24 protein-coding genes are annotated in these 26,884 nt (G+C 71.7%); 12 read left to right on the forward strand and 12 right to left on the reverse strand.

The features are described from left to right. Positions 1 to 110 precede the first annotated feature (110 nt). Both ACIRPH_RS01710 and ACIRPH_RS01715 read left to right on the forward strand, forming a co-directional pair. On the forward strand, positions 111 to 1,520 hold the full coding sequence (locus tag ACIRPH_RS01710; protein ID WP_402908077.1) for an RNA polymerase sigma factor: 1,410 nt from the start codon (positions 111 to 113) through the stop codon (positions 1,518 to 1,520). Positions 1,521 to 1,655: 135 nt separating this feature from the next. Further along, positions 1,656 to 2,012, forward strand: a complete 357-nt coding sequence (locus tag ACIRPH_RS01715) for a hypothetical protein (RefSeq protein ID WP_402908079.1) — start codon at positions 1,656 to 1,658, stop codon at positions 2,010 to 2,012. Between the two features lie 22 nt (positions 2,013 to 2,034). On the opposite strand, the gene ACIRPH_RS01720 is transcribed toward ACIRPH_RS01715, so the two are convergent. Together ACIRPH_RS01720 and ACIRPH_RS01725 are read right to left on the reverse strand one after the other, a co-directional pair. Further along, the gene (locus ACIRPH_RS01720) at positions 2,035 to 2,397 is read right to left on the reverse strand and encodes a GntR family transcriptional regulator (RefSeq protein WP_402908081.1); all 363 of its coding nucleotides are present in this window, start codon (positions 2,395 to 2,397) and stop codon (positions 2,035 to 2,037) included. 112 nt (positions 2,398 to 2,509) lie between these two features. Continuing rightward, complete coding sequence (locus ACIRPH_RS01725) at positions 2,510 to 2,896, reverse strand: hypothetical protein (protein ID WP_402908083.1); 387 nt, start codon at positions 2,894 to 2,896, stop codon at positions 2,510 to 2,512. Between the two features lie 144 nt (positions 2,897 to 3,040). Here ACIRPH_RS01725 and ACIRPH_RS01730 point away from each other — a divergent pair, with 144 nt between their 5' ends. Beyond that, complete coding sequence (locus tag ACIRPH_RS01730) at positions 3,041 to 3,646, forward strand: TetR family transcriptional regulator (RefSeq protein WP_402908085.1); 606 nt, start codon at positions 3,041 to 3,043, stop codon at positions 3,644 to 3,646. 128 nt (positions 3,647 to 3,774) lie between these two features. Further along, positions 3,775 to 4,554 (forward strand): sporulation protein, encoded by a 780-nt coding sequence (locus ACIRPH_RS01735; protein ID WP_402908087.1) that lies wholly within the window; start codon positions 3,775 to 3,777, stop codon positions 4,552 to 4,554. Positions 4,555 to 4,676: 122 nt separating this feature from the next. Here the strand turns inward: ACIRPH_RS01735 and ACIRPH_RS01740 are convergent, their stop codons facing one another. Both ACIRPH_RS01740 and ACIRPH_RS01745 read right to left on the reverse strand, forming a co-directional pair. Continuing rightward, positions 4,677 to 6,482, reverse strand: a complete 1,806-nt coding sequence (locus ACIRPH_RS01740) for an ABC transporter ATP-binding protein (protein ID WP_402908089.1) — start codon at positions 6,480 to 6,482, stop codon at positions 4,677 to 4,679. A 114-nt stretch (positions 6,483 to 6,596) separates the two neighbouring features. Beyond that, positions 6,597 to 7,610, reverse strand: coding sequence for an ABC transporter permease (locus ACIRPH_RS01745; protein WP_402908091.1), 1,014 nt, complete (start codon positions 7,608 to 7,610; stop codon positions 6,597 to 6,599). 376 nt (positions 7,611 to 7,986) lie between these two features. Between ACIRPH_RS01745 and ACIRPH_RS01750 the strand changes: the two genes are divergently transcribed. After that, a complete protein-coding gene (locus ACIRPH_RS01750; RefSeq protein ID WP_402908093.1) occupies positions 7,987 to 8,331 on the forward strand; it encodes a hypothetical protein in 345 nt (114 codons plus the stop codon). A 33-nt stretch (positions 8,332 to 8,364) separates the two neighbouring features. Here ACIRPH_RS01750 and ACIRPH_RS01755 read toward each other — a convergent pair whose 3' ends face one another. Continuing rightward, complete coding sequence (locus ACIRPH_RS01755; protein ID WP_402908095.1) at positions 8,365 to 8,754, reverse strand: hypothetical protein; 390 nt, start codon at positions 8,752 to 8,754, stop codon at positions 8,365 to 8,367. 1,917 nt (positions 8,755 to 10,671) lie between these two features. Here ACIRPH_RS01755 and ACIRPH_RS01760 point away from each other — a divergent pair. Together ACIRPH_RS01760 and ACIRPH_RS01765 are read left to right on the forward strand one after the other, a co-directional pair. Beyond that, positions 10,672 to 10,908, forward strand: coding sequence for a GntR family transcriptional regulator (locus tag ACIRPH_RS01760; RefSeq protein ID WP_402908097.1), 237 nt, complete (start codon positions 10,672 to 10,674; stop codon positions 10,906 to 10,908). A gap of 187 nt (positions 10,909 to 11,095) precedes the next feature. After that, entirely contained in the window at positions 11,096 to 11,560 is a 465-nt protein-coding gene (locus tag ACIRPH_RS01765; RefSeq protein WP_402908099.1) for a hypothetical protein, read from the forward strand. Between the two features lie 9 nt (positions 11,561 to 11,569). On the opposite strand, the gene ACIRPH_RS01770 is transcribed toward ACIRPH_RS01765, so the two are convergent. The 3 genes from ACIRPH_RS01770 to ACIRPH_RS01780 all read right to left on the reverse strand — a co-directional run bounded on the left by ACIRPH_RS01770 (position 11,570) and on the right by ACIRPH_RS01780 (position 15,099). After that, the gene (locus ACIRPH_RS01770) at positions 11,570 to 11,824 is read right to left on the reverse strand and encodes a hypothetical protein (protein ID WP_402908101.1); all 255 of its coding nucleotides are present in this window, start codon (positions 11,822 to 11,824) and stop codon (positions 11,570 to 11,572) included. A 355-nt stretch (positions 11,825 to 12,179) separates the two neighbouring features. Continuing rightward, a complete protein-coding gene (locus tag ACIRPH_RS01775; protein WP_402908103.1) occupies positions 12,180 to 13,991 on the reverse strand; it encodes an ABC transporter substrate-binding protein in 1,812 nt (603 codons plus the stop codon). Between the two features lie 82 nt (positions 13,992 to 14,073). Next, positions 14,074 to 15,099 (reverse strand): ABC transporter permease, encoded by a 1,026-nt coding sequence (locus ACIRPH_RS01780; protein WP_402908105.1) that lies wholly within the window; start codon positions 15,097 to 15,099, stop codon positions 14,074 to 14,076. 312 nt (positions 15,100 to 15,411) lie between these two features. On the opposite strand from ACIRPH_RS01780, the gene ACIRPH_RS01785 reads away from it, so the two are divergent. After that, positions 15,412 to 16,128 (forward strand): nucleotidyltransferase domain-containing protein, encoded by a 717-nt coding sequence (locus ACIRPH_RS01785; protein WP_402908107.1) that lies wholly within the window; start codon positions 15,412 to 15,414, stop codon positions 16,126 to 16,128. Positions 16,129 to 16,382: 254 nt separating this feature from the next. Here the strand turns inward: ACIRPH_RS01785 and ACIRPH_RS01790 are convergent, their stop codons facing one another. From ACIRPH_RS01790 to ACIRPH_RS01800, 3 genes are all read right to left on the reverse strand, one after another. After that, complete coding sequence (locus ACIRPH_RS01790; RefSeq protein ID WP_402909452.1) at positions 16,383 to 18,005, reverse strand: ABC-F family ATP-binding cassette domain-containing protein; 1,623 nt, start codon at positions 18,003 to 18,005, stop codon at positions 16,383 to 16,385. Between the two features lie 490 nt (positions 18,006 to 18,495). Then, complete coding sequence (gene pgi, locus ACIRPH_RS01795) at positions 18,496 to 20,196, reverse strand: glucose-6-phosphate isomerase (RefSeq protein ID WP_402908109.1); 1,701 nt, start codon at positions 20,194 to 20,196, stop codon at positions 18,496 to 18,498. 211 nt (positions 20,197 to 20,407) lie between these two features. Continuing rightward, positions 20,408 to 21,247 carry an ion transporter gene (locus ACIRPH_RS01800; RefSeq protein WP_402909454.1) on the reverse strand — a complete coding sequence of 280 codons (840 nt, stop codon included), beginning with the start codon at positions 21,245 to 21,247 and terminating at the stop codon, positions 20,408 to 20,410. Between the two features lie 187 nt (positions 21,248 to 21,434). Between ACIRPH_RS01800 and ACIRPH_RS01805 the strand changes: the two genes are divergently transcribed. Further along, positions 21,435 to 21,770: a hypothetical protein gene (locus tag ACIRPH_RS01805; protein WP_402908111.1), complete on the forward strand. Its 336-nt coding sequence runs from the start codon at positions 21,435 to 21,437 to the stop codon at positions 21,768 to 21,770. Between the two features lie 44 nt (positions 21,771 to 21,814). Here the strand turns inward: ACIRPH_RS01805 and ACIRPH_RS01810 are convergent, their stop codons facing one another. Then, positions 21,815 to 22,549, reverse strand: coding sequence for a FadR/GntR family transcriptional regulator (locus tag ACIRPH_RS01810; protein WP_402909457.1), 735 nt, complete (start codon positions 22,547 to 22,549; stop codon positions 21,815 to 21,817). 963 nt (positions 22,550 to 23,512) lie between these two features. On the opposite strand from ACIRPH_RS01810, the gene ACIRPH_RS01815 reads away from it, so the two are divergent. The 3 genes from ACIRPH_RS01815 (at position 23,513) to ACIRPH_RS01825 (ending at position 26,825) form a co-directional block, all read left to right on the forward strand. Beyond that, a complete protein-coding gene (locus ACIRPH_RS01815) occupies positions 23,513 to 24,205 on the forward strand; it encodes a 7-cyano-7-deazaguanine synthase (protein ID WP_402908113.1) in 693 nt (230 codons plus the stop codon). A 410-nt stretch (positions 24,206 to 24,615) separates the two neighbouring features. After that, positions 24,616 to 25,401 (forward strand): (Fe-S)-binding protein, encoded by a 786-nt coding sequence (locus ACIRPH_RS01820; protein WP_402908115.1) that lies wholly within the window; start codon positions 24,616 to 24,618, stop codon positions 25,399 to 25,401. Further along, entirely contained in the window at positions 25,398 to 26,825 is a 1,428-nt protein-coding gene (locus ACIRPH_RS01825) for a lactate utilization protein B (RefSeq protein WP_402908117.1), read from the forward strand. Before ACIRPH_RS01820 ends, ACIRPH_RS01825 begins: the two co-directional genes overlap by 4 nt. Positions 26,826 to 26,884 lie beyond the last annotated feature (59 nt).

Here is a 26,884-nt window from a genome sequence, read left to right on the forward strand (position 1 = left end):
TCGAGACAGGGAACATTTGACTCCCCGACACGTTGGACATATTGGCGCGTCCAGTCGGCGGGAACCCTCCGCCACGTGCCATACGTCTTGGAAGGGAGGGAGGTGCCCAGATGACGAGCACTGCCCTAGCCGCTTCGGCCCACGCCGCCGAGGCCCCCGACGGCCCCGCTCAGAACGGGGACGCGTCCGCCGACACGGCCCTGGCCGACCTGATCACCCGCGGACGCGCCCAGGGACACCTGTCCCTCTCCGAACTGCGTACCGCTTTCACCGCGGCCGGGGTCTCCTCCGGAGACGGCCGATCCATCCTGCGTGAACTCACCGAGAACGGGGTCCGGCTCGCCAACGGGGGCGACGACTCCGCGCTGGTGTCCGATCCTGACGCCGAGGACGACGTGCTGGAAAACACTCTGATCGCCACGGTGCCCGACACCGACGAGGCACCCAAGGCCGCATCCGGCAAGGCAGGGGCGCGCAAGGGCCCCGCCACCCGGAGGAAGGCCCGCACCACGCGGCGCACCAAGAAGACCGAGACCACCCAGGCCACCACCGATCCGGAGACCGGTGAGGCCGACCTCGACGACCAGTCGCCCGCCATGGGCGACTCGGTCCACACCTACCTCAAGGCCATCGGCCGCCGCCAGCTCCTCACCGCGGAGCAGGAGGTCGACCTGGCCAAGCGCGTCGAGGCCGGGCTCTACGCCGAGTACCGGCTGGGCCTGCACGGCGACGTCGACGGCTCCGTCACGATGTCCGAGGCCGAGGTCGACGAGCTGGAGTGGGTGGCCGAGGACGGCCGCAAGGCCAAGTCCCACATGCTGGAGGCCAACCTGCGCCTGGTGGTGTCGGTGGCCAAGAAGTACAGCGACCGGGGGATGTCGCTGCTGGACGTGGTCCAGGAGGGCAACCTCGGCCTGATCCGCGCTGTGGAGAAGTTCGACTACAGCAAGGGCTTCAAGTTCTCCACCTACGCCATGTGGTGGATCCGCCAGGCCATCCAGCGCGGCTTCGCCGACTCCGCCCGCACCATCCGCCTTCCCGTGCACGTCCTGGAGCTCCTCAGCAAGGTGAGCCGGCTGGAGCGCGACATGCACCAGGCGCTGGGCCGTGAGCCCACCCCCGAGGAGCTGGCCCTGGAGCTGGACAAGACCCCGGCCCAGATCGAGGAGCTGCTGCGGGTCACCCGCCAGCCGATCAGCCTCGACTCGACCATCGGCGAGGACGGCGAGACCCGTATCGGCGACCTCATCGAGGACATCGACGCCTCGGAGGCCTCCGAGGTGGTCGACCGCCAGCTCATGGCCGACCAGTTGCGCAACGCGCTCTCCGACCTGGAGCCGCGCGAGGCGACCATCATGTCCCTGCGGTTCGGCCTGATGGACGGCCGCCCGCGCACCCTGGACGAGATCGGCAAGCACCTCGGGCTGACCCGCGAGCGCATCCGGCAGCTGGAGAAGCAGTCGCTGTCCAAGCTGCGCCACCCCAGCCGCGCCCAGCAACTGCTGGACTTCGCGAGCTAGACGCGGTTCGACACGCGAACGGGGCCGCCTCCCGCACGGGGGGCGGCCCCGACGCGTGTCCGGCCTCAGGGATCTCCCCCATTGGCCCCTGGTATGGGGCCCGCGCCCCTGACAGAGACCCCCCGCGGTGACACGATGGCGCACATGACGAAAAACCCCCACCGCGGCGACGAGATCGCCGCGGCCCTCAAGGCGAGTCGGGAACTCGGACCCGAGTACGACGAGGCCCTGGCCGCCTCCCTCGTCGAACGCATCGACGACACCATCGAGGAACGGGTCCGCCACCACGTGGCACGCCAGACCCCCGCGCCTTCCGCCCAGGTCGGGATGCCCTCCAACACCGTGCGCTTCGTGCTCTCACTGGTGTGCCTGGGCGTCAGCATCCCCATCAGCGCCGTCGCCGCGACCCTCGGGCCTCCGGGAATGCTGCCGTTGGTGTGGCTGGGGCTGATTGCGTTCTACGTGGTGTCCGTGGTCGGCCTGCGCCGCTGAGCGCCCGCTCCACACCCGGCCCTCAGCGCCTCAGCGCCGCGCGCAGGATCTCCACCGCCTCGTCGTGGTCCAGGCCCACGCGGGAGATCACCTCGGCGTAGTCGCGCGCGGCCGCCAGCGCCTCGGCGCGCTGGTCGTCGCCGCCCGCGGCGATGAAGGTGCCCGAACGCCCGCGGGTCTCGACCACCCCCGCCTGCTCCAGCTCCCGGTACGCCCGCGCGACCGTGTTCACCGCCACCGAGAGCTCGCCCGCCAGGGCGCGCACCGTCGGCAGCCGGTGGCCGACCGCGAGTTCGCCGTTGGCCGCCGCGATCGCCACGATCGACCTGATCTGCTCGTAGGGCGGTACCTTCGACGTCGGATCGATGCGGATGAAATCCGCCATCTCCTACTGCGCTCCCCACGGTCGCCTACTGCGGTGTCCGGTCCCCGGAGGGACCGAACACCAAACTACCGTGCGCGCCCCGGCCGCCGACGGCGAACCGGGGGAACCGGCCTCATCCCGGCAGGCGCGGCACCCGCTGGATCCCGTGCAGCCGGTGGGCCTCCCGAGCGGTGAGCAGCGTCTCCGCCGTCTGCGTCGCCTCGCGCACCTGCGGCCGGGCCAACCGCTTACGGCGGTGGATCCGGTCCTGGTACCCCTTGAGCCCCACCAGTGTCCGCTCCTTGGCGTAGGCGGCCCGCATGGCCTCGGTGAGCGCCTCGTCCAGCGCCACGCCCCGCTCGTGGACCTCGATCACGGAGGCGCCCGAGCCCCTCACCGCGTCCAGGGCCTCCTGCGCCTCGGCCACTTCCCGCAGGAGCTCGGGCAGGCGCGCGGCCCGCTCCCGGTCGGTCTCCAGGCTCTCGCGCGCCTGTGTCGTGCTCTGCTTGGCAAGTCCCATGTGTGCGCTCCGTACCCGCGTACCGTCGGTCGAGGCCACTCTAGAGGTGACGAAGATCATCCGACGACCCGGGCCGCGCGTCGGTGGTGGCCCCCGTCCCCGGGATCTGCCACCTTGGCGTCCCACACCCCCGAGAGGAACACCGTGAGCAGGAACTACGCCGGACTCAGCCGCGAGCGCATCATCGTCGAGGCGCTCCACATCATCTCCGGGCGCGGGTTGGGCGGCCTGTCGATGCGCCGGCTCGGCGACGCCCTGGAGGTGGAGGCCATGGCCATCTACCACCACTTCCCTCTGGGCAAGGAACAGCTGTTCAACGCCATCGCCGCCTACGTGGCCTCGCCCGCCCCCGGCGGGACCGCCCCCACGGACGGGGAGGCCGAGGAGGACGGCCCCGCGGAGACGGAGGAGGCCGTCGACACCCGGCCCTGGGACGTGCGCCTGACCGACTGGGCCGAGACGCACCGCGCACGCATGCTCGCCTACTCCGGCGCGCTCTCCCTGCTGGTGCACCGCGCCCCGCGCACCCCCGACGGCGACGCCACCCGCGCCCTCATGCACCGCGCCTTCACCGACGCCGGCCTGACCGGCGAGGACGTGGTCCGCGCCGCCGACGCCCTCCACTCCTACTGCGTCGGCGCGGTCGTCCACCAGGTCCGCCACGCCGACGACGAGGACGCCCCCGACGAGGCCGAGGCCGAGGCCCGCTTCCGCTTCGGGCTGCGCGCCCTCCTGCGGGGCCTCACCTGAGCCGACACGCACGGTGACCGGGAACCCCGGACGCCTCCCCCGCGTCTCTTCCCCGGGTGCCGAAACCCGTTCCCCTGACTGCACGCCGCCCGGCCACGGCACCACCGGCGCGGTACGGAGATCACGCCATGGTCCTCAAACGCCTGCTCGCCGGAATCGGATTCGGCGGAGCCTCCGTCGAAACGGTCCTGGACTCCGCCGGAACCCAACCGGGCGGCGTCCTGCGGGGCGTCGTCCACGTCGAGGCGGGAAGCGTCGAGCAGAGGGTCGAACGGCTCACCGTCGGCCTCCAGGCCAGGGTCGAGACCGAGGTCGGCGACCACGAGGTCAACAGCGACGTGGAGTTCCACCGGGTCTGCCTGGGCGAGGGCACCGTCCTGGCCCCGGGGCAGCGCTTCCAGGTGCCCTTCGAGCTCCCCGTCCCCTGGGAGGCGCCCATCACCGTCCACCAGGGCCGACACCTGCACCGGATGCACGTCGGGGTGAACACCCGCCTGCACGTGGCGGGCGCCGTGGACCCCGGCGACCTCGACCCCGTGGCCATCGCCCCGCTCCCCTCCCAGGCGGCGGTCCTGGACTCGCTGGTCGGCCTCGGGTTCGCCTTCAAGCAGGCGGACCTGGAGCGGGGCCACCTCCCCCGGACCCGGCAGCGGCTCCCCTTCTACCAGGAGATCGAGTTCCGGGCGCCGAGCCGCTACCGGGGGCTGAACGAGCTGGAGCTGTCCCTGGTCACCGACGGGCATGGGTTCGACGCGGTGCTGGAGCTGGACAAGAAGCCCGGCCTGCTCTTCTCCGAGGGCCGCGACAGCTACCACCGCTTCAGCGCCGACCACGCCCCCGGACGCGACTGGAGGGACCACCTGCACCAGTGGATCGACTCCCTGGCGGGCAGGCGCAGACTGCTCTGAGCGGCGGGGGCCGGGAGCGTGTCCGCCCGGCCCCGCCGGGAGCGGTTCCGCACGGGGCGACTGCGGCCCAGGAGGGCCCGGAGCGGTCGACGGGCCCCGGGGCCGGCCCCGCCCCGGCGGGCTCAGGCGCCCGCCGCCCGCCGCCGGACGCGCTCCGCGCGCAGGCGGCGGGCCTCCTCCGGGTCCAGCACCGGCGCCGCCGTGAGCAGCTGGCGCGTGTAGTCGCTCCGGGGATCCCCGTAGATGCCGTCACTGCTCCCCAGCTCCACGACCTCCCCCTTTCGCATGACGGCGACGCGGTCGCTGACCTGGCGCACCACCGCCAGGTCGTGCGCCACGAAGATGTACGTCAACCCGAAGTCGTCCTGCAGCTCCGACAGCAGCCGCAGCACCTGGTCCTGCGTCGACACGTCCAGCGCCGACACCGGCTCGTCGCAGATGATCAGCTTCGGCTTGAGGATCAGCGCCCGCGCGATCGCGATCCGCTGGCGCTGACCGCCCGAGAACGCGTGCGGGAACCGGTTGTAGTGGTTGGGCTCCAGCCCCACCCGCTCCAACAGCTCCTGCACCTGCCGCCGGATCTTCTTGCCGTCCTTCTCCCCCTGCACCCGCAGCGCCGTGCCGATCGCGTCCCCCACCGTCAGACGCGGGTTGAGCGAGGAGTACGGGTTCTGGAACACCATCTGCACATCACGGCGCAGCGGACGCAGCGCCCGTTCCGACATGTGCGTGATGTCGCGCCCCTCGAACTCCACCCGGCCCCGGGTGGGCTCCAGCAGACGCATCACCATCCGCGACAGCGTGCTCTTGCCCGACCCCGACTCCCCCACGATCCCCAGCGTCTCCCCCTGGTGCAGATCGAAGGACACCCCCTTGACCGCCCAGAAATCCGTGGAACGGCCCCAGAGCCCTCCCCTCACCCTGAAGCTCTGCGACACCTCCTCCACCCGCAGCAGGACCTCGCCACGCTCCGGCCCCCGGGCCGGGGCGAACGCGTCGAAGGGCTCCTCCACGCCCTCCGCCGCCGTCGCCCCCGACGGCGGCCTGCGCTGCTCCGCGCGCGCCTTCGCGGCCCGGTCGGAGCGGTCGCGCGCCCTCCGCTGGGCGCGGGAGACCTCCACGCGCGGCACCGCGGCCAGCAGCTCCTGCGTGTAGGGGTGTTCGGGGGCGGACAGGACCCGGCGCACGTCGCCGCGCTCCACGGCCACGCCGTGGCGCATGACCACAACCTCGTCCACCGACCCGGCCACCACGGCCAGGTCGTGGGAGACCAGGATCAGCCCCATGTCCAGGTCCCGGCGCAGCTCGTCCAGCAGGTCCAGGATCTGCGCCTGCACCGTCACGTCCAGCGCCGTGGTCGGCTCGTCCGCCAGCAGCACCTTGGGATCGCACATCAGCCCCATCGCGATCAGGACGCGCTGGCGCATGCCGCCCGAGAACTCGTGCGGGTAGGAGTTGATCCGCTTGCGCGCCTGCGGGATGCCCACCCGGTCCAGCGACTCCACGGCACGGTCGCGCGCCTGCGCACGCGACACCTGCGGCCGGTGCACGCGCAGCGCCTCCACCAGCTGGTTGCCGATCGTGTACTGCGGGTGCAGCGACTGCATCGGGTCCTGGAACACCATCGCGATGTCGTTGCCGCGCATCCGCCGCAACTGCTTGTCCGACGCCGACACCACGTCCTTGCCCGCCACCTCGACGGCCCCGCTGATCCGCGCCCGGCTCCCCCGGTGCAGACCCATCAGCGCCAGCGACGTCACGCTCTTGCCCGAGCCGGACTCGCCCACGATGCCGAGCCCGCCGCCCGCGGGCAGCTCGAACGACAACCCGTCCACCGCCCGGACCTCGCCGTCCATGGTCGGGAACACCACCCGCAGGTCGTCCACCCGGACGACGGGCTCGGCGGAGGACGGTGCGGACTCACTCATAGGGGACGCCTCTACTCTCTCGGTCCGGCGGGTCTGTGGACTGCTCCTCGGCGGGCGCCCGGTCGGGGCCCCGTGCGCGCCCGGCGCCGGGCGGCACGTCCCGTGCGTCCGGCACTAGCCGTGGATGCGCACGCGCGGGTCGATCAGCGGGTACACCAGGTCGACGATCAGGTTGCAGACGACGATGAAGAACGCCCCGAACAGGGTCACCCCCAGGATCACCGGCAGGTCGCTCTGCGTGATCGCGTTGACGGCGTACCGGCCGATCCCGTTCAGCGAGAACACCTGCTCCGTCAGGACCGCGCCGCCCAGCACCAGGCCCAGGTCCAGGCCGAAGATCGTCACGATGGGGGTGAGCGTGGGGCGCAGCGCGTGCTTGAGCACCACCTTCCTCTCGCCCAGCCCCTTGGCGCGGGCCGTGCGGATGTAGTCCTCGCCCAGGGTCTCCAGCATCCCCGCACGGGTCTGCCGCGCGTACATGGCGGCGTGCAGGAACGCCAGCGTCAGCCACGGCAGGAACAGCCCCTCCGCCCACCCGAGCGGGTCCTCGGTGAAGGGCACGTAGCCCGGCGTGGCGAACAGGCCCCACGCGTGCACGAGGAAGGCCAGCGCCAGCAGACCGGTGAAGAAGATGGGCAGCGACACCCCCGCCAGGGCGACGGCCATCGCCAGGCGGTCGAACAGGCTGCCCTTCCACACCGCCGACACCACCCCGACCAGGATCCCGCCGACCAGCCAGATGACGCCCGCGCCCAGCGCCAGCGACGCCGTCACCGGCAGGCGGGCCACGATCTCGGGGAACACCTCCTGGTAGCTCTGGAAGGAGTAGCCGAAGCACGGGGCCGAACACTCGATGGTGTCGCGGCCGAACCGGTACTCGGCGCCGAGGAAGATCCCCCGGACGAACTCCCCGAACTGCACGAACACGGGCTTGTCCAGCCCCAGCCGCTCGATGGTGGCCTGGATCGCCTCGGGGGTGGGAGCGCGGCCCACGTACATGGTCGCCAGCTGCTCGGTGGTCCGTCCCGCCCACCGGGGCACCACGTAGAAGATGGCGAAGGTGACCAGGGTGACCACGGCCAACAGCAGGAGGCCGGCGCCCAGACGGCGCAGGATGTAGGTCAGCAACGCGCGTGCTCTCCGTTCAGGGCTCGGACGGGGGCAGGTCGCGGCGGGCCGCCGGGATCACGGTGACCGCCCAGGACGCGCCCGCACCGGCAACAGTAACCGAGCGTGTTCCATTGATCACGCTCATCCGTGCCGGTGTGTGCCCGGTCCCGGGGAGCCCTCCCCGGGACCGGGCACGGCCGCCGCGGTACCGGAGCTGAACAAGAACGGGCCCCTCGTTCACCCGGAGTTGACCACGTCCGACCCGTCCCCGTGCTAGTTCTGTTGCGAGGGACGCGCCACCGCCGGGGCCACGGGCCCGGTGCACGCGGGGCGCAGGGCGCACGGGGCGGAAGCACCGCGCGCCCGGGGGGACACCGTTTCGAGGAGGACGTCCATGCCGAACCTGTTCAGCGCGTCGGACCGCGCGAGGGTCGCCCGGAGCGTGGCCGACGCCCACGGCGTGGACTACCCGGAGGCGATGCGCATGGTGCAGGACGCGCTCTCGGGCCGGGGGGACCCGGAGCACGCCGCGCTGGTGGCGCCGTTCCTGTGGGAGCGGCTCGGACCGGCGGCGGAGAGGCTCCACCGGACCCGCGGGGGCTCCCAGGAGGCGGTGTCGGCCTCGGCGGCCGTGCCCCGGGAGGTCGCCCTGGCGCGCTGGGCCGGGGCGGTGTTCGGCGAACACCCGGACCTGGCGCGCCTGGACCGGCAGCTGGAGCACTTCTACGGCGACGCCTGAACGGGACGGCCGCACGAGGCGGCCGGCCCCGTGTCACGGGTACGGGACCCCGTGGAGTTCGTCCAGGCGGCGCAGCCGGGCGCGCAGCTCACGCGCCGGCCGGTTCCGCATGGCGTGGGTCAGAAGGTCGAGAAACTCCTTGGCCATCAGCGGGCTGCCGCAGCACTCCCAGCAGCAGTACCACGAGCGGGGGTAGAGGCGGTCGTCCCAGGGGGGCCGCCCGGGGTCCCGGGCGTACTTCTCCCACCTGGGGAGTGCCTCGTCGATGATGCCCGGCCACAACTGCGGGTGGCGGTGTTCGACCCGCCGGATCTCGGCCATCGTCTTGGACGACAGGCCGTCGATCGCCGACGACTTCTTCTGTCCTGGGCGCGCACGGGGATGGTTCTCGGCGCGCAGGCTCCCCGGCCGTCTACGCGGCACGGGCCTTTCTGTCATCGAACATGCGACGCATCATGCCACAACGCCCGCGCGGCGGCCAGGCCGGGAAGCGGGGCGGGTCCACGGCCCCGGGGCGCTCTCCGCGGGACGCCACGGTCGCGTGGCGTCGTGCGGACTCGAACCCGGGCGCAGACGGTCAAGAATCGGTTGCGCCGCCCCGGGGCCGCCCGGAGGATGAGGACACGAGCCCCGACGGCCTGTCCCGGGGGCGAACTCTCCCGACAGCGAGGTGGCACATGCCGCGCATCGCCGCCCGGACACCGGGAACCCGGCCCCGCCTCTGACGCTCGTCTCCCACCGGACTGGGACCGCCCCCGGGCACCGGACCGGCGTATACGCCCCGATTCCCTTCCCCACCGGTGCTACCTCCTGAGAGCCATTTCCTCTCCGACCTCGGATCTAGCGGTGCCAGCAGTTACCGGCCCTCCTGTGGTCGTGGCTTCATCGCCCAGGCACAGGAAAACACGTCTACCCGCCTGGAAAAAGAATGCCCAAAGGCCCAGACTCAAGCCGTGGATATCACTTCGCACTTCTCTCATCTGCATAAACTCCCCCAGCTAGCTGCGGAGGAGAACGACCCGCAGCCGGAACCACGCGAACACGGGCCCGCCCCATTTCTGTGGGTCGGACCGGTAGGTCGGACATAGGGAAAGCCATGGCGGCAGACGTCGTGGAAGCATCCACCTGTGGGAAAGTTTTTGCTCTACGTGCAATATGCACCGATCCGTAGGGTGTCCGGAACCGGCCAATCCCTTGTGCGTACTCGTGGGTTGCCCGAGACTCTAGGAACGGACCTCTCACGAAGGACCCACCGCTATGCGCTCTTTGAAGGCGGCCGCCATCCTCGGCGTATCCGCTGCCACGTTGTTCTTGACAGCAACTCCAGCGTCGGCCCACACACTGAACGAAGCGGTCCGCGCCTCCCTAGGATGCGGCTGGGCCAGCGGCAGCTATAGCACCCTCCACTCCTCAGCGGCCACGACGAGGGGTGGAACTCAGAACGGCACCGTCCACCTTCTCTGGAGTAATAATTATCAAGAGAATTGCGTGGTAACACTGAAGAGCGGATCAGCACACGGAGTCAACACATTTACTTCCGCCACTCTCGACCTGGGTGGATCTGAAAGATATTCCGACTCCGGCAACTTCGCTCATTATGCAGCAGTCAGCCACCCGGCGGGCGGAAGGTGCGTCGCCTATCAAGGAACCGTCTACGGCACGAACGCAGACCCAGGCTGGGGTGGGCGATTTGAATTTGACAATTGTGGCTAACCAAATCACCCAAGCGCCAACAAAACTGGCCACCCACGGGTGGGCGCCCCCGAACACAAAAAATGATCTCCGTGCGAAGCATACCCTCAATACTTAGATCGAGCACCATTATACTGACCGCCGTCATGGCAGCGACACTCGCCCACTCAATACCAGCTAATGCCCAGACCGCACCACAGGGAACCTTCTCAGAGCACGGATCCCAGGCCGCGAACTGTGCCGGGGCAAATGCCCGAGCTCTGGAAGCCGTGAACATCCGCTCGGACCCCAGGACTCTCAACGGCCCCGTCATTGGCATCGTCCAGAAGGGCCAGATCGTCTGCGTAACGGGTGGAACTCATCTCGGAGCGCGATACACGGCTTGCGGGCGCACGAGTACCGAGTGGCACAGCATTGTTTGGCAGAACGTACACAACAACCGGTATGTCGCTGCCACTTGTATGGATTTCGTTTAAACCTCAGGCCACTGTGAACCCGCACTTCTCGTAAGCGGACACCACCCCGTTGTCAGTGTCGGCGTCGAGGACTATCGCGTTCGCGGCCATCACCGCAACGGTGACACCGTCGAACCGGCAATAGTCCTTCGCCGGATCCGGCCAGTCGGCGTCGGCCCGCTAGGTTGGGCCCATGAAAGAATCAGGGCAGCGGACGGTGTGGGGCGCCTACAAGCAGGTGGCCGCCGAGCTGACCGGACGGATCGCGGACGGGCGGCTCCCGGCCGGCGGGCCAGTCCCGTCAGAGGCGGCGCTGGGCCGCGAGTTCGGTGTGTCCCGCACGACGGTGCGGTGGGCGTTGGCCGTCGAGGAGAAGGCCGGGCTGGTGCGGGCGGCGCCCGGGGCGGGCCGGGCCGTCAACCGCTTTTAACGCTTATCGGAGTGGCCGCAGAGGAGTCCACCGAAGCACAAGCGGTTGCTTTCTCCTCGTCAGGGAAGTTCAGGCCGTTGATCACAAGGAACACGGATCTGTGAGGGCGTCCGGATCTGGCCAAGTTCTTGATTGATTTCTGGAGACAGGCGAGGATTTAAGGACATATCTCCCAACAAGGACCCCCATGAAATCCCTCAAGAAAGCTGTTGCTGCCCTCAGCGTCATCGCTTCCGTGTTGTTCTTGACGGCAGCGCCAGCATCCGCCCACACCCTTGATCAAGCGGTGCGCGCCGGATCCGGTTGCGGTTGGACCAGTGGCAGCTACACCACACTTCACTCCGATGGCGCCCACTATCGCCCGACCGGAATTCAGTACGGAACCATTTATCTACTCTGGAGCAGCACCTATCAAGAGAATTGTGTGGTGACGCTCAAGATCAGCCTGGCGCACGGTGTCGAGTCACGAACAAGCGCCTATCTCTACATGCTGAGCCCAGCCGAACGCGTTGGCGACGACGACAACTACGCGCATTACGCAGCGGTTTCATATCCGGCACGCGGGCGTTGCGTCGCCTATACCGGGTATGTGTACGTTCCCTTTGTGGGCCCAGCCTCCGGCGGCCGATCCGCATACGACAACTGCGGATAGGGTGCTCGGTCAGGCCACGGTGAGGCCGCGGCCCTCGTAGGCGAAACCGCCGTCCTCGTCGTCGTCATCGAGCGCCCACGCCGACGCCGCTATGGACGCCACAGGGACACCGTCGATGCGCTTCCCGGACTTGTCCCGCTCCGGCTTGTCCGGGCGGATCAGGTCCGGGTTGTACGGGGCGCGGCGCACCTCCACGCTGTCGAAGCAGAACGCCGCAACCGGGTTGCCGTGGTGCGCGAACCTGCGGGTCTTCACCAACGCCATGACCTCGTTCAACCCCGGTGTCATCCGGCCGTAGGTGTTTGCCTTGTTCCGGGTGTGATGGAGGCTCTCAATCCTGGCAAGGATGAGAGACATGCCAGCACCGAGGAAGTACCCGCCTGAGCTGCGCGAACGAGCAATCCGAATGACAGTGGAAGCTCGCAGGGCCTCGGCCACCTCCTACCCGGGATTCGCGGAGGACCTGCGCGCCGTCTCGGGAGTGGCCGCGTCGGCCGGTGCCTGACCGGACCCCGGACCGCATGCGCGGTGGATGCGGGGGGCGGCACGGGGTGCGAAGACAGGCGTCGCGGGCCGGAAGACCCCTCCCCCGGCCCACGACGCGTCCTGCCCTCTGCGCCTACTCCCGGGTGGTGCCCAGGGCCATGTAGTCGTACATGGAGTAGCCCGCGTGGTAGTAGACGTTGGTCAGGTGCGGCGGCCGGTACAGGACGGTCCGCTCGAACACGGCCGGGACGATCACGGCCTGCTGCATGGCCCGCTCGTCGATCCGCGTGTAGATCGACGCGCGCTCCTCCTGGTCGTCGACGGTGACCACCTCGTCGAACCAGTCGTTGATCTGGCTGTCGTCCAGCTCCGCGATGTTGGTGTTGCCCGCGTCCTGGATGGCGTCGCCGTCCAGCACCTTGCTCATGAACCCGTAGCCGCTGGGCCAGTCCGGCGCCCACCCGTACACGGTCAGGCCGAGGTCGTTCTCGTGCACGAAGTCCGGGGACCCGGCCTGGGTGTTGGTGTAGCTGTCCGACGGGTACTGCTTGATCTCCACGTCGATGCCCACACGGGCCAGGGCCTGCTGGAGGGCCTCGGCCGTGCTCACGTCGGTGGGACGGTCCGCGCGGGCGCCGATCGCCGTGGAGAACCCGTCGGGCTCACCGCACTCCTCCAGCTTCTCGCGGGCCTTGTCCAGGTCCCCCTTGTCGTCCTGGGAGGGGTACAGGTCGATGCTCGGATCGGCGCCCGGGAGCGCGGCGGGCATCAGCTGCGTCGCGATGTCGCCGCCGGTGTCGCCGCCCCACGCCCGCTGGAGGGCGTCGCGGTCCGCGGCGAACATGACCGCCTCCCGGCAGGCGGGGTCGTCCAGGGGCTCGATGACGGTGTTGATGTTGACGTAGCGCAGCGTGTTGGTCTGCGGGTTGTCGACGCTGTGCCGCTGGTTGTCGTCGGTGATCAGCGTGCCCTTCATGGCAGGGCCCACCCCCGCGCCGGCGAGGTCGACGTCGACCTCGCCGTTGACCAGGCGCTGGTCGATCTCGTTCTGGTCGACCCCGAGCTGGACCTCGATCCGGTCGGGCAGGGCCTTGCGGGTCGGGTCCGTGGCCGCGTCCCACTGGTCGTTGCGCACCAGGTTCAGGGAGACGCCGGGGCGGTAGTCGCCGTCGAACTTGTAGGGCCCGGACGACATGACGTGGCTCTGGTACTGCTCGCCCCGGTCGGCCTCGGCCGGGACCGGAGCCGTCTGGGGCTGCACCAGGACGTACGGGAACTCGGAGAAGCTCGTGTTCAGGTGGAAGACGAGGGTGTGGTCGTCCGGGGTCTCGATGCCGTCGAACCCGGCCAGGGGGTCGGCCTCGTCCGCGTAGGGGCCCTCGTAGTCATCGCTGTCGGCCAGCAGCTCCTGGAAGTACTTGGGCCCGTTGGGCAGGGCCTGGTCGCCGAAGTTGCTGCGCGCGATGGCGTACTTGACGTCCTCGGCGGTGATCTCGGACCCGTCCTCGTACTTGAGGCCGGGCTTGAGCTCGACGGTCCACTCGGTGGAGTCCTCGTTGCCCTGCGGCATCCCCTCCGCCAGGTCGGGCTGGAGCTCGGTGCCGCCCTCTCCCGGCGCCTCGGTGTAGGTGAGCAGGGTGCGCGCGTAGTAGCGGGTGAAGTTCCAGCTGAACGCGTAGTAGGTGTTGCCGGGGTCGGGCGAGTCGAAGTCCGAGGAGATGGCGTACCGCAGGGTGCCGCCGGTCTGGTCGGAGGGGTTGACGATCTCCGTCTCCCCCTGGTTGAACTCCGCGTCGACCGCGCCTCCCCCGCCTCCGCCGCGGCCGTCCCCGCAGGCGCTCAGCAGCAGTGCCACGACCGCCATCGCGGCCGTGCACGCGGTGGCCCGGCCGCGCCGGCGACGCCGCCCGGGTGGCCCCGCGTGTGTGAAGTGATGGGTACTCACCTTGCCTCCTGGTCGGATTCGATGGTGGGACCGTGCCCCGCACGGTCCGGTGAACGGTCCGGCCCGGGCCGGACCCGGTGCGTCAGTCGGAGGAGCGGGGGTCGAACGCGTCGCGCAACCCGTCCCCGAAGAGGTTGAAGGCCAGGACGGTGACGAAGATGGCCAGGCCCGGGACGATCACGAAGTGCGGTGAGGTCGTGTAGAAGCGCAGGGCGCCCTCCAGCATCCCGCCCCAGGTGGCGGTGGGCGGGTTGATGCCCACCCCCAGGAAGCTCAGGGCCGCCTCGAAGAGGATGTTCGTGGGGATGAGCAGGGTGGAGTAGACGAGGATCGGCGTGACCAGGTTGGGCAGGATCTCGCGGAAGACGATGTGCGCGCTGCCCGCGCCGAGGCTGCGTGAGGCCTCCACGAACTCGCGCTCCTTGAGGGTGAGGGTCTGTCCGCGCACGATGCGGCCGATGTAGGGCCAGTTGAAGAACCCGATGATGAACACCAGCACGCCGATGCGCAGGTTGTTGCCGGAGAGGCCGAAGGCGCCGTCGGGGATGACCCCGACGAGGGCGATGGCGAACAGCAGCAGCGGGAAGGCCAGGAAGATGTCCATGGCCCGGCTGATGACGGTGTCGGTCCAGCCCCCGAAGTACCCGGCCACGATGCCGAGGACGGTGCCGATCAGGACGCACACCACGGTGGCGACGGTGGCGACCAGCAGGGAGGTGCGCGCTCCGTAGACGATGCGGCTGAACAGGTCGCGTCCGTTGACGGGTTCGACGCCCAGGAGGTGCTGGGCGCTGATGCCGCCCCACGGGTCGAGCCCCTGGGCGGGGTCGTCGGGGTCGCGCAGGACCCCGCCGGTGAGCGGGTCGACCAGGTCCTGGTCGAACTGGTTGGGCGGGTGGCCGAGCCAGGCGGTGAGGAGGGGTGCGAACAGGGCCACGAGGATGAGGAGGACGACGATGATCCCGCCGGCCATGCCGACCTTGTCCCTGCGGAACCTCTGCCAGGCGATCTGGCGCAGGGACCTGTTCGCCGCGTTCGCCGCGCCCGCGACCACCGCCTCGGGGTCGGCGTGTCGGGAGGATTCGGGCACGTCCATCGGCGCGGTCATGTGGCCCTGCCCCCGTCATCACTTTGAGTAGTTGATCGACTACGCAAAGATTGCACGACTGACATGGGCGTTTCCAGCGTCCGCGCCGGTCGTCGACCGGCATGTCCAGCACAAGACAGAAGACAACAAACCGCGATGAAGTGGGACACCGTCCCACCCGGAGGCACGGCCCGCCCCCCGCCCGGGGAACGCAGGCGCGCCAGGGTGTCCCCGCCCACCCGGGGCTCGCTCGGGGCGCGGGGGGGACACCGAACCCCTCCGCACCCGCACGGCCCGCGCGTGGACCGGCCTCCGGTGCGGTAGGACCACGGAATGAGCAGAGAACGGCCGGACCCCGTCACCACGGTCATCGACCTCTCACGCCACCTGTTCCCCGAGGCCCTGGCGGTGCTCCTCGGCGGCAGCTCGGCCGCCGGGCGCCTCACCCCGACCTCCGACCTGGACGTGGTCGTGGTGACCCCGCCCAGGCCCGCCCCCTACCGCAGCTCCCTGCACTGGCTCGGCTGGCCGGTCGAGGTCCTGGTCCACGACCCGCAGACCCTGGCCGCCTACTGCGAGGACAACCTGGCCCGGCGCTGGCCGGGGATCCCCCGCCTGCTCGCGGAGGGGGTGGTGGTGACCGACACGGGCGGTCTCGGCGCGGGATTCCGCGAGCGGATGCGGGCCCGGCTGGCGGCCGGCCCCGCGCCCCTGTCCCCGGCAGAGCTCGACGAGCGCCGCTTCGTCCTCACCGACCTGCTCGACGACCTCTCCGGGGCGACCGACCCCGGGGAGAGGGCCTTCGTCGCCTGGCGGGCGCTGACCGAGGCCGCACGGCTGGCCCTGGCCGCGGCGCGCCACTGGCAGGGGTCCGGCAAGTGGCTGCTGCGCGAGCTCCGCGACCTGGACCCCGGCCTGGCCGACCGGGTCGTGCGGGCCATGGACGAGCCGGATCGGGCGCACGGGGTCGTCCGCGAGGTGCTCGACCGCGCAGGAGGGCCGCTGTGGGCGGGCCACACCGTGGTGTGCCCCCGTTGGCCGGGGCGGTGAACTCGGGGAGGCCGGCACTCCTCGTGTCCGTGTCACCTCTGGTGGGCTCGAAGTCCCTCACCTTTATGTCGTAGATTTGTCCCTTTTTCCTCTTTGATCCGGTCGGTTCTTCCGCAGAGTCCTCGTGCCTCCGGCGCGTTCGGGCGTCGAAGCCGTCCGGAAGCGCACGCCCTCCTGGTTCACCACGGCGGTGACGGGGAGGGGCCCGGCAGGTGACCTCTCCCCTGCGCACCGGCGGCGGTCGCGGCCCGGGCTCAGGACCCGGCCCGCGCCTCCGCGGCGCCGCCGTCGACCAGCCGCAGCTCGTCCCAGGACCAGTTGCGGCGCAGCCAGCGGTCGTGCGAGGCCACCACCACGGCTCCGGGCGCCGTGCCCAGCGCCTCCTCCAGCTCCTCCGCCAGGGACAGCGACAGGTGGTTGGTCGGCTCGTCCAGCAGCAGCACGTCCGGGGAGTGGCCGACCAGCATCGCGAGCGCGAGCCGGCGGCGCTGCCCCACGCTCAGCTCCCCCACCGGCCGGTCCAGGTCGCGCGGGGCCACCAGGCCCAGGTCCGTCAGGCGCGGAGCGTCGGGCAGCGACGCGTTCAACCCGTCGTAGAGCCCGCGCGGGGTCCGCCGCGGGTCGCGGAACACCACGTCCTGCTCCAGCAGCGCCACCGACGCGCCCCTCCGCCACAGCACCTCACCGGACTCCGGCCGCAACCGGCGCCCCAGGGCGTACAGCAGTGTGGACTTGCCGGCCCCGTTCGGGCCCGTCACCAGGAGCCGGCCGTCCGAAGGCACGTCCAGGCGGTCCAGGCGCAGCCGCCCCGGCACGACCACGTTCCGCAGCGTGATCGCGTTCGCGCCGGCCTCCCCGGGGTTCCGGGTCAGGGCGGCGCCGAACACCAGCGGCCTCGGCGGCCTGCGCACCTGGTCGCGCTCCAGGTCGTCCAGGCGGCCCCGCGCGTTGCGCACGCGGCGCGACACCTGCTTGTCCACGCGCCCGCCGGAGTAGTCGTACGCCATCTTGGCGTTGTCCCGGGGCGCCCGGTCCGGCGCGACCTGGCGCGACGTGGTGCGCACCGCCTCGCGCAGCCCCTTCAGGTCGTTCTGCTCCCGCTGGTAGCGCTGCTCCCAGCGCTCGCGCTCCACCCTCTTCTCCTCCAGGTAGAACGAGTACGCGCCGCCGTAGTACACGGGCCCCTCCACGGCCGGGTCCAGGTCCAGCAGACCCGTGCAGACCGCGTCCAGAAACACCCGGTCGTGGCCGGCCAGCACCACCACCCCCGGCAGCCCCCTCAGGTACCCCTCCAGGAACTCCAGCGCCCGGTCGTCCAGGTGGTTGGTCGGCTCGTCCAGCAGCAGGGCGCGCGGACGGCGGACCAGCAGCGCGGCCAGGCCCAGCCGGCCTCGCTGACCGCCCGACAGCCGTCCCACCGGACGGTCCGGGGAGACCCCGGCCAGGCCGAGCCCGGCCACCACCAGTTCCGCGCGGCGGTCGGCGTCCCACACCTCCCCGCGTTCGGCGTCGGCCAGCGCCTCGGCGTACGCCGCCAGCAGCCCCGCGTCCTCGGGGGCGCCGTCGAGGGCGGCCGCGGTCTCCGTGAGCCGCCGCTCCACACGTCTGGCGGGCGCCAGGGCCTCCTCCAGGACCTGGGCCGGCGTCGTCTCCGGCCCGTAGGGCAGTTCCTGGTACAGGAAACCGGTGTCGTCGGGTCGTTCCACCCTGCCGGCGTCGGGCTCCTCCTCCCCCGACAGCAGGCGCAGCAGGGTGGACTTGCCCGCGCCGTTCTCGCCCACGAGCCCCAGCCTCTGGCCCGGGGCGACGTCGAGATCGATACCGTCGAGCACCACGCGGTCGCCGTAGACGCGGGTCAGGTCGCGGGCGCGCAGCAGCGGTGGGCCGCCCGTGCCGGGGGCCGCCGGGAGGGGCGGCCTCGGGGCCTTCGCCGACGCGGCCGGTGCGGATGTGGATTCACGGGTCACGGGGTGGGACCGCCCTTCGTCTGGGGCGGGCCTCGACGCCTGACCGGCGCCGCCCCTCCCGGTGCGCCTCGAAGGCGGATCCGTGGAGCGGCCCGGGACGACGGACAGGGGTCCGTCGCCGACATCGAGACCGCACCACGGGTCCGCGGGTCCTGGGGACGCCGCGAACGGGAAACAGGGAACGTGGGTCCGCCGGGCGGGACAGCGGGCTCCAGCCCTGGACGGGCGAGCCCCGCGCACGCGGCGGATCGGTCTCGATGTCAGTTCAGCATGTCCCCGCCAGGCTAACCGGGCCGGAGCCGAACGCGCAAAGGGATTTCCGGCGCGGCGCGGTCCCGTCCCCGGCGGCGGGAGGGCCGGAGCCCTCCCGCCGGCGCGGACGGGGTCCGCTCCCCGGGCCCTATCTGCCGCGCAGGGACCGGTAGCGCTCCACGAGGGACGCGGTGGAGGCGTCGAGGCCGGGCACGTCGGCGCCCTCGCTCAACGCGGGTTCGACCCGCTTGGCCAGGACCTTGCCGAGCTGCACGCCCCACTGGTCGAAGGAGTTGATGTTCCACACCGCCCCCTGCACGAACACCTTGTGCTCGTAGAGGGCGACGAGCTGCCCCAGGACGGACGGGCTGAGCCGGTCGGCCAGGATCGTCGTGGTGGGGCGGTTGCCCTCGAAGGTGCGGTGCGGGACCAGCTCCGCGGCGACGCCCTCCTGCGCGACCTCCTCGGCCGTCCTGCCGAAGGCCAGCGCCTGCCCCTGCGCGAACAGGTTGGCCATGAGCAGGTCGTGCTGGGACACCAGGAACCCGGGCAGGTCGGGGGCCGGGTTGGCGAACCCGATGAGGTCCGCCGGCACGAACCGGGTCCCCTGGTGCAGGAGCTGGAAGTAGGCGTGCTGGCCGTTGGTGCCGGGGGTGCCCCACACGACGGGGCCGGTCTGCCAGGCGACGGGCCGCCCGTCCCGCTGCACGGACTTGCCGTTGGACTCCATGTCGAGCTGCTGGAGGTAGGCGGTGAACTTCGACATGTGGTGGCTGTAGGGCAGGACCGCGTGGCTCTGCGCGTCGTGGAAGCCGCCGTACCAGACGCCCAGCAGTCCGAGCAGGAACGGCAGGTTGCGCTCCACCGGGGCGGTCGCGAAGTGGGTGTCCATCAGGTGGAACCCGGCGAGCATCTCCTGGAACCGCTCGCGGCCCAGGGCCACCATCAGGGACAGGCCGATGGCCGAGTCGTAGGAGTAGCGGCCCCCCACCCAGTCCCAGAACTCGAACATGTTGCGGGGGTCGATGCCGAAGGCCTCGACCTCGGGGGCGTTGGTGGACACCGCGACGAAGTGCGTGGCGATGGCGTCCCCGCCGGGCTCCTCCCCCAGCCCGTCCAGCAGCCAGCCGCGCGCCGCGGTGGCGTTGGCGATGGTCTCGACGGTGGTGAAGGTCTTGGACGCGACCACGAACAGCGTGGTGGCCGGGTCCGCGTCGATCAGCGCCTCGTGCAGGTCGGTGCCGTCCACGTTGGACACGAACCGGAACTCCAGGCCCCGGTCGGTGTAGGGGCGCAGCGCCTCGTAGGCCATGGCGGGCCCCAGGTCCGAGCCGCCGATGCCGATGTTGACGATCCGGCGCACGGGCAGGCCGGTGTGGCCGCGCCACTCGCGCGAGCGGACGCGGTCGGCGAAGGCGCCCATGCGCTCCAGGACCCGGTGCACGTCGGGCACCACGTCGTGGCCGTCGTCCTCGACGACCGCCCCGCGGGGTGCGCGCAGGGCCGTGTGCAGGACGGCGCGGCCCTCGGTGACGTTGATGTGGTCGCCGCGCAGCATGGCGTCGCGCAGGTCGGCGACGCGGGTGGCGGCGGCCAGCGCGCCGAGGAGGCCGAGGGTCTCGTCGGTGACCAGGTTCTTGGAGTAGTCGACGTGCAGGTCGCCGACGTCGAGCGTGTACCTCCCGGCCCGGGAGGGGTCGTCGGCGAACAGCTCGCGCAGGTGGACGGGGCCGAGCCGCGCGCGGTGCTCCCCCAGCGCGGTCCACTCCTTCCTGCGGTCCAGGGGGAGGCCCGGGGCGGCCCCCTCTCCGGTGTCCCCGGTGCGAGGGAGGGGTGTACTGGCAGACATCCGGTCGCTCCTCGTCGTCCGTGCGGTCAGGTGCGGGCGGCGGCGCGCGGACGCCGGTCCGCGTGCCGCTGCCGCCGTGCGGCTGTGCCGCCGAACCGTCCGAGGGCGTCCGGCGCACAGCCCTAGCCTGCCACGAACACCACCGCTTCCGGGGCTTTCCACAGCCCCGGCCGGGGGGCGGCGCGCCGCGGGGGCCGGTCCCCGCGGGCGGTCACACCTCCTGGCGCTCCCGGCGCAGCTCGGCCACCTCGGCGCGCAGAGTCCGGAGCTCCGCCATGATCATCGCGTGCCCCGCGTCGGGGCCGCCGTCGTCCGGGTCGGGTACCGCGCGGCCGCCGCGCCCGTCCCCGGGGCCGTCCCCGCTCTCCTCGCCGTCGTCCTTCTCCAAGGCCTCCACGGCGACGGCGATGAACAGGTTCAGGGCGACGAGGGTGGACACCAGGACGAAGACCACGAAGAACACCCAGGCCATCGGCGTGTGCTCCATCACGTCCTTGGCGATGGTGCCCCAGCCGTCGGCGGTGGCGATCTGGAAGAGGGTGAACAGCGAGGTGGGCAGGTCCTGGAAGTACTCCGGGGAGTCGTCCGCGAAGAGCCGCGTGGCCATGACCGCCGACACGTAGAGCAGCAGCATCACCAGGAAGAGGATGGACATCATGCCGGGCAGGGCCCGGAACAGGCCGGACACGACGTGCCGCAGGGACGGGATCACCGAGAGCAGCCGCAGCACCCTGAGGACGCGCAGCACCCGGAGCACGGAGAACGGCCCGGAGGTGGGCAGCAGGGCGATCCCGACGATCACCATGTCGAACCAGCTCCAGGGGTCGCGGAAGAACGACGCCCGGTGGGCGTAGACCCGCAGCGCCAGTTCGAGGACGAACAGGGCGAGGATCACGATGTCGATGCCGCGGAGGAGGTCGCCGTGGGCGGCCATCGCCCGGGGAGAGGTCTCCACGCCGAGGATGACGGCGTTGATCAGGATGAGGGTGACGACACTCGCCTGGAACCAGGGGGCGTCGACGATCGTTCGGACCCGGTCGCGCACGGTCACGGGAGAGGGGACTCCGTTCGTCATCTCGGACAACAGCGCCAAATCCTACCGTCCGTGACCACACGGCGTTCCGCCCCCAGTGGCCACTTCGTTCCCACCGGGCCCATGGCTCGCACGCCCCTCTGGCATCCCCTCCCCTGACCAGGCATGATCAGGGGTAGGGGCCACGAGAGCGAGGGGGACGCCGGTGACAGGACGATCCGACGGGTCCGGCGTGGGGCCCTTCGACCCCGCGCCGGGACACGAGAGCGACATCGACGACGTGGACGCGGACATGGACGTGGGCGCGGCGGACCAGGACACGGCGGTGGCCGAGTACCTGGCGGACCACCCGTACGGCCTCCGGATCGAGGAGCTGGAGGACCACGACGCCCTCGGCATCGGCGCGGAACTGCGCCAGGAGGACCCCGAGCGGGTCACGGGGCCGGAGGAGGAGCAGAACCGGGGCCCGGACGGGGAGGACCTCACACGCGTGCTCGGGGCGGAGGAGTTCGCGGACGGGGTCCGCGACGGGGACGGCTGAGCCCCGGCGCCGGCGGCGGTCCCCCACCGTCCCGGCGCCCGCGCTCAGACCCCGGCCCCGCCGCCCTGCGCGAGGTCGGCCCGGAGCCAGCGCTCCACCCGCAGGACGTGCACGGTCGCGGCGGCCCTGGCCGCGTCGGGGTCGCGCGCGATCAGGGCCTCGTGGATGCGCTCGTGGTCCTCGTGGAGCGCGGCGGTCAGGCCGGCCTCCCGGTGCCCGGCCCACACGCGGGCGTTGAAGGTGCGGGAGGACAGCCCCTCCCCGATCGCCGCGAGCGTGGCGTTGCCGGTGCTGGCCACGATGGCCTGGTGGAAGCCGAGGTCCGCGCCGGCCGTGTCGAGCACGCCACCGTCCGGGGCCTCCCGGCGGGGGCGCGTGCCGCCCTGCGGGGCCGCGCCCCCCGGAGCCCCCGCGCAGTCCATGGCGTCGGAGCCGTCCATGCGCTCCAGCAGCGCGCCGATGCGCTCCAGGTCGCGCGCGTCGGCCCGCGCCGCCGCCAGGGCCGTGGCGGCGGGCTCGAGCATCCGGCGCACCTGGAGGACCTCCAGGAGGGTCTGTCCCTGGGACACCTCGGCGAGCACCGAGAAGGTCTCCAGCAGGTCCGCGGGGCGCAGCGCCGTGACGTAGACGCCCGCCCCGTGGCGGGCCTCCAGGACGCCGAGCGTGGTGAGGGCGCGGATCGCCTCGCGCATGGAGCCGCGGGAGACCCCGAGCTGGACCGCCAGGTCGCGTTCGGTGGGCAGGCGCTCGCCGGGGCCGACCTCGCCGCCCGCGATCATCGCCTTGATCCGCTCGACGGCCCTCTGGGTGACGGGCGTGCGCTCTCCGCCGGGATCGTGGGGCACGGATCTCTCCAAGTCGTCGGGCCGTGGCGCACCGCCCTCGCGGGCGCTCCTCGCTGTGTTCGGGGCGGCGGCCGGGCCCGGTCCGGACTCCGAGAGGCTGCCGCACCGTCCCCCTTGACGGGCGAGTCATCATACCAATCTTCTGATACATCAGCGTGCTCCGCCGGAAAACCAGCGCATTTCCCCGACCCGCTTCTCTTGGCGACAGAGTGGTCCGACCATTTGCCGCTCGCCGGAACGGGTCGGTGATCCCCGCCGCGGCAGGAGGCCCCCGGGGCCGGATGCCGTACTCCGCGCCGGGGCGGCCCGCGAGACGTCGCCGCGGGCACGGGGCCGGGCCCTCCTGGAACGACGGCCGCGGGCCCGTGCCGGGACGCGGCACCTCCGGCGGACGTCCGCGCGACGCGCGAACCGGGTTCCGCGAAACCCCTCACACGACGGATCCGGATCTGGTCAACTGGGACCAGTGTCGCCGAGGATGCCTGGAGCCGACCGTGACGCATCACCTGTGCCGGGTACTCGCCGATCGCCCCTCCGACGGTCCGTCCCGGCGCACCCCCGGCCCGGCCCGCCGCCCGGACGCGCACGGCGACGGTCCCACGGCGGGCCCGCGCAGGCCGGCGTCGAGAACCTGGGCCGGCTCCCTCCTGCGAACCCCGCACCGGGAGACGGTCCTGCCGTCCTGACACGGCCCCCGTTCACCTGTTCCGAGCCCGCCGTCACCGCGCCGACCCCCGTGCCGGGCTCCGGCCCCGTGCCCTCCGCCGCCCGGGCGGCGGGCGGACCCGGGCGGCACACCGCCGGGGTCCCGCACGAGGAGCGCGGGGCGGACCCACGGGACTCCCCCTCTCACCGTTGAACCCGCACCGACGAAGGCAACCGAAAGGGAGATCTGCAATGAGCGACCTGGTACTGCTGTCCGGCGGCATGGACTCTGCCACCGCCTTGGCCCTCTCCGCCCAGGAGGGGCGCGCCGGCGCGGTCCTCAACATCAACTACTCCCAGCGCAACGCGGCCGAGATCCAGTCGGCGAGGAGCCTGGCCGAGCACTACGGCGTGGACTACCACTTCGTCGACCTCTCGTCCTGGGGGGCCAAGCTCCGCTCCTCCTTCACCGACCCCACCATCGACGTGCCGAGCGGCCCCTACTCCAACGGGGTGTACGGGGACGGCGGCGCCGACTCCACCGGTGTCACCGTGGTGCCGTCCAGGAACGGCACGTTCGTCTTCGCGGCGCTGGGCATCGCGCAGACCCTGGGCCATGACCGCGTCGTCACCGCGGTCCACGCCGACGACCACGACGTCTACCCCGACACCCGGCCGGAGTTCATCGCCGCGGTCAACACGGCCGCGCTGCTGTCCACCAGCGGCACCGTCACCGTCCACACCCCCTTCTCCCGCACGAGCAAGGCGGGCATCGGGAAGATCGGCCGCAGCCTGGGGGTGCCGTACGAGCTGACGTGGTCGTGCTACTCCGCCGGCCCCTCGCACTGCGGCACCTGCGGGACGTGCATCCTGCGCCATGACGCCCTGACCTCCGGGGGCCACACCGACCCGACCGTGTACGCCGTGGTCCCGGAGCTGGTGTAGCCGGTACGCGCCGCGGGCGCGCCCGCGGCCCGGCAGATCCGCGCCCCGGCCGGCCGGGGCCCGCGCCCCCGGCGGGGAGGTCCCCCGCCCTCTCCACCGGGAGCGGACCCGCCGGGGCCGGACCGCCGACGGCCCGGACGTCCCCGGAGCCGGGCTCCTGCCGTCCCGGCGGGGACGGCAGGAGCCCGGGGAGCACCGGCGGCACAGGACGGTTCCGTCCGACCCCGGCACGTGTCCCAGACCACACAACCGAAAAGTGATCGTACCAATCCCGCCCGGAACCCCCCCCTCAACACCGAAAAACCCCCCTGTTCTTGCCGCTCTCCCTCCAGTGTGCAAAAGTGGTCGGACCACTGGAAGGCTCGTGGCGAGCGGGACGCCGACCCCCGGGGGCGGCTCGAGGGAGGCCCATGCGGATCGCACTCTTCATCACCTGTGTCAACGACACGCTCTTCCCCGACACCGGGCGGGCGGTGGTGCGGCTCCTGGAGCGGCTGGGCCACGAGGTCATCTTCCCGGAGGACCAGACGTGCTGCGGCCAGATGCACTACAACACCGGGTACCGCAGACCGGCGACGCGGCTGGCCGTGCGCTTCGTCAAGACCTTCGAGGGCGCCGACGCCGTCGTCGTCCCCTCCGGCTCCTGCGCGGCGATGATCCGCGACAACTACCCGCGCCTGGGCGCGGGCGGCAGCCGCCTGTCCCGCAAGGTGGCCGGCCTCGCCCCGCGCGTGTACGACCTCACCGAGTTCCTGGTGGACGTGCTCGGGGTGACCGACGTGGGCGCCTACTACCCGCACAAGGTCGCCTACCACCCGACCTGCCACGGGCTGCGCATGCTCGGCCTGGGAGACCGCCCCTACCGGCTCCTGCGCGCCGTGCGCGGCCTGGAGCTGGTGGAGCTGGAGGGCGCCGCCGAGTGCTGCGGCTTCGGCGGCACGTTCGCGGTCAAGAACGGCGACGTCTCCTCCGCCATGGGCGCGGACAAGGCGCGGCACGCCGTCGAGACCGGCGCCGAGGTCCTGTGCGCGGTGGACAACTCCTGCCTGATGCACATCGGCGGCATCCTGTCCCGGCAGCGGTCGGGCATGCGGGTGGCGCACATCGCCGAGATCCTGGCCGGCACCGAGAAGGACGGCTCGGCCGGGCCCGTCCCCGACCACGCACCCGCCGCGAAGGAGGCCGCCACCCGATGAGCGCCACGTTCCTGGGCATACCGCCCTTCCCCGAGGCCGCGAGAGCGGCCGTCGACGACTCCCGGACCCGCCACAACCTGCGCAGGGCGACGCACACGATCCGCGACAAGCGCGCGTCCGTGGTCGGCGAGCTGCACGACGACTGGCAGCTGCTGCGCGCGGAGGGCGCGGCGGTCAAGGAGCACACACTCCGCCACCTGGACCGCTACCTGGAGCAGTTGGAGGAGTCGGTGACCCGCGCGGGCGGCCGGGTGCACTGGGCCGCCGACGCCGAGGAGGCCAACGCGATCGTCACCCGGCTGGTGAAGGCCACCGGCGAGACGGACGTGGTCAAGGTCAAGTCGATGGCCACCCAGGAGATCGAGCTCAACAACGCTCTGGCCGAGGCGGGGATCACCGCCTACGAGACGGACCTCGCGGAGCTGATCGTGCAGTTGGGCGACGACCTCCCGTCGCACATCCTGGTGCCCGCCATCCACCTGGGGCGCGCCCAGATCCGGGAGATCTTCCTGGACCAGATGGCGGAGTGGGGGACCCCGGCCCCGCCGGGGCTGACCGACGACCCCCGCGCCCTGGCGGAGGCGGCCCGGCTGCACCTGCGCGAGCGCTTCCTGCGCACCAGGACCGCGATCTCGGGCGCCAACTTCGCGGTGGCCGACTCCGGGACGCTGGTGGTGCTGGAGTCGGAGGGCAACGGGCGCATGTGCCTGACCCTCCCCCAGACCCTCATCTCCGTGGTGGGCATCGAGAAGATCGTACCGACCTGGTCGGACCTGGAGGTGTTCATGCAGCTCCTGCCGCGCTCCTCCACCGGCGAGCGGATGAACCCCTACACCTCGACCTGGACCGGGGTGACCCCGGGCGACGGCCCCCAGGAGTTCCACCTGGTGCTGTTGGACAACGGCCGCACGGACGTGCTGGCCGACACGGTGGGCCGCCAGGCCCTGCGCTGCATCCGCTGCTCCGCGTGCCTGAACACCTGCCCGGTGTACGAGCGCACGGGGGGCCACGCCTACGGGTCGGTGTACCCGGGGCCGATCGGCGCGATCCTCACACCGCAGCTGCGCGGGATGTCCTCGGCGGTGGACGAGGCGCTGCCGTACGCGTCGTCGCTGTGCGGCGCCTGCTACGAGGTCTGCCCGGTGGCGATCGACATCCCGGAGGTGCTGGTACACCTGCGCGAGGAGGTCTCCGCGGGAAAGGGCCACCTGGGCGAGAAGGCGCTGATGGCGGGCGCCGAGGCGGTCTTCTCGTCCTCGCGCGCCCTGGGGGCCGCCCAGCGCGCGGCGGGGCTGGGCCGCGACCTGGTACCGGGGCACCTGCCGGGCACGGCCGGGGCGTGGACGGACACCCGGGACGTCCCGGACGTGCCCGCGGAGTCCTTCCGCTCGTGGTGGAACAAGCGTGGGAAGGGGCAGCGGTGAGCGCGTCGCGGACGGGACGGACCCCCGGACGAGGCGGGGCCGCCGGAGGCGGGCCGCGG

It is taken from the genome of Nocardiopsis sp. NPDC101807, from assembly GCF_044766605.1.
In the GTDB taxonomy this organism is placed as follows: Bacteria; Actinomycetota; Actinomycetes; order Streptosporangiales; family Streptosporangiaceae; genus Nocardiopsis; species Nocardiopsis tropica.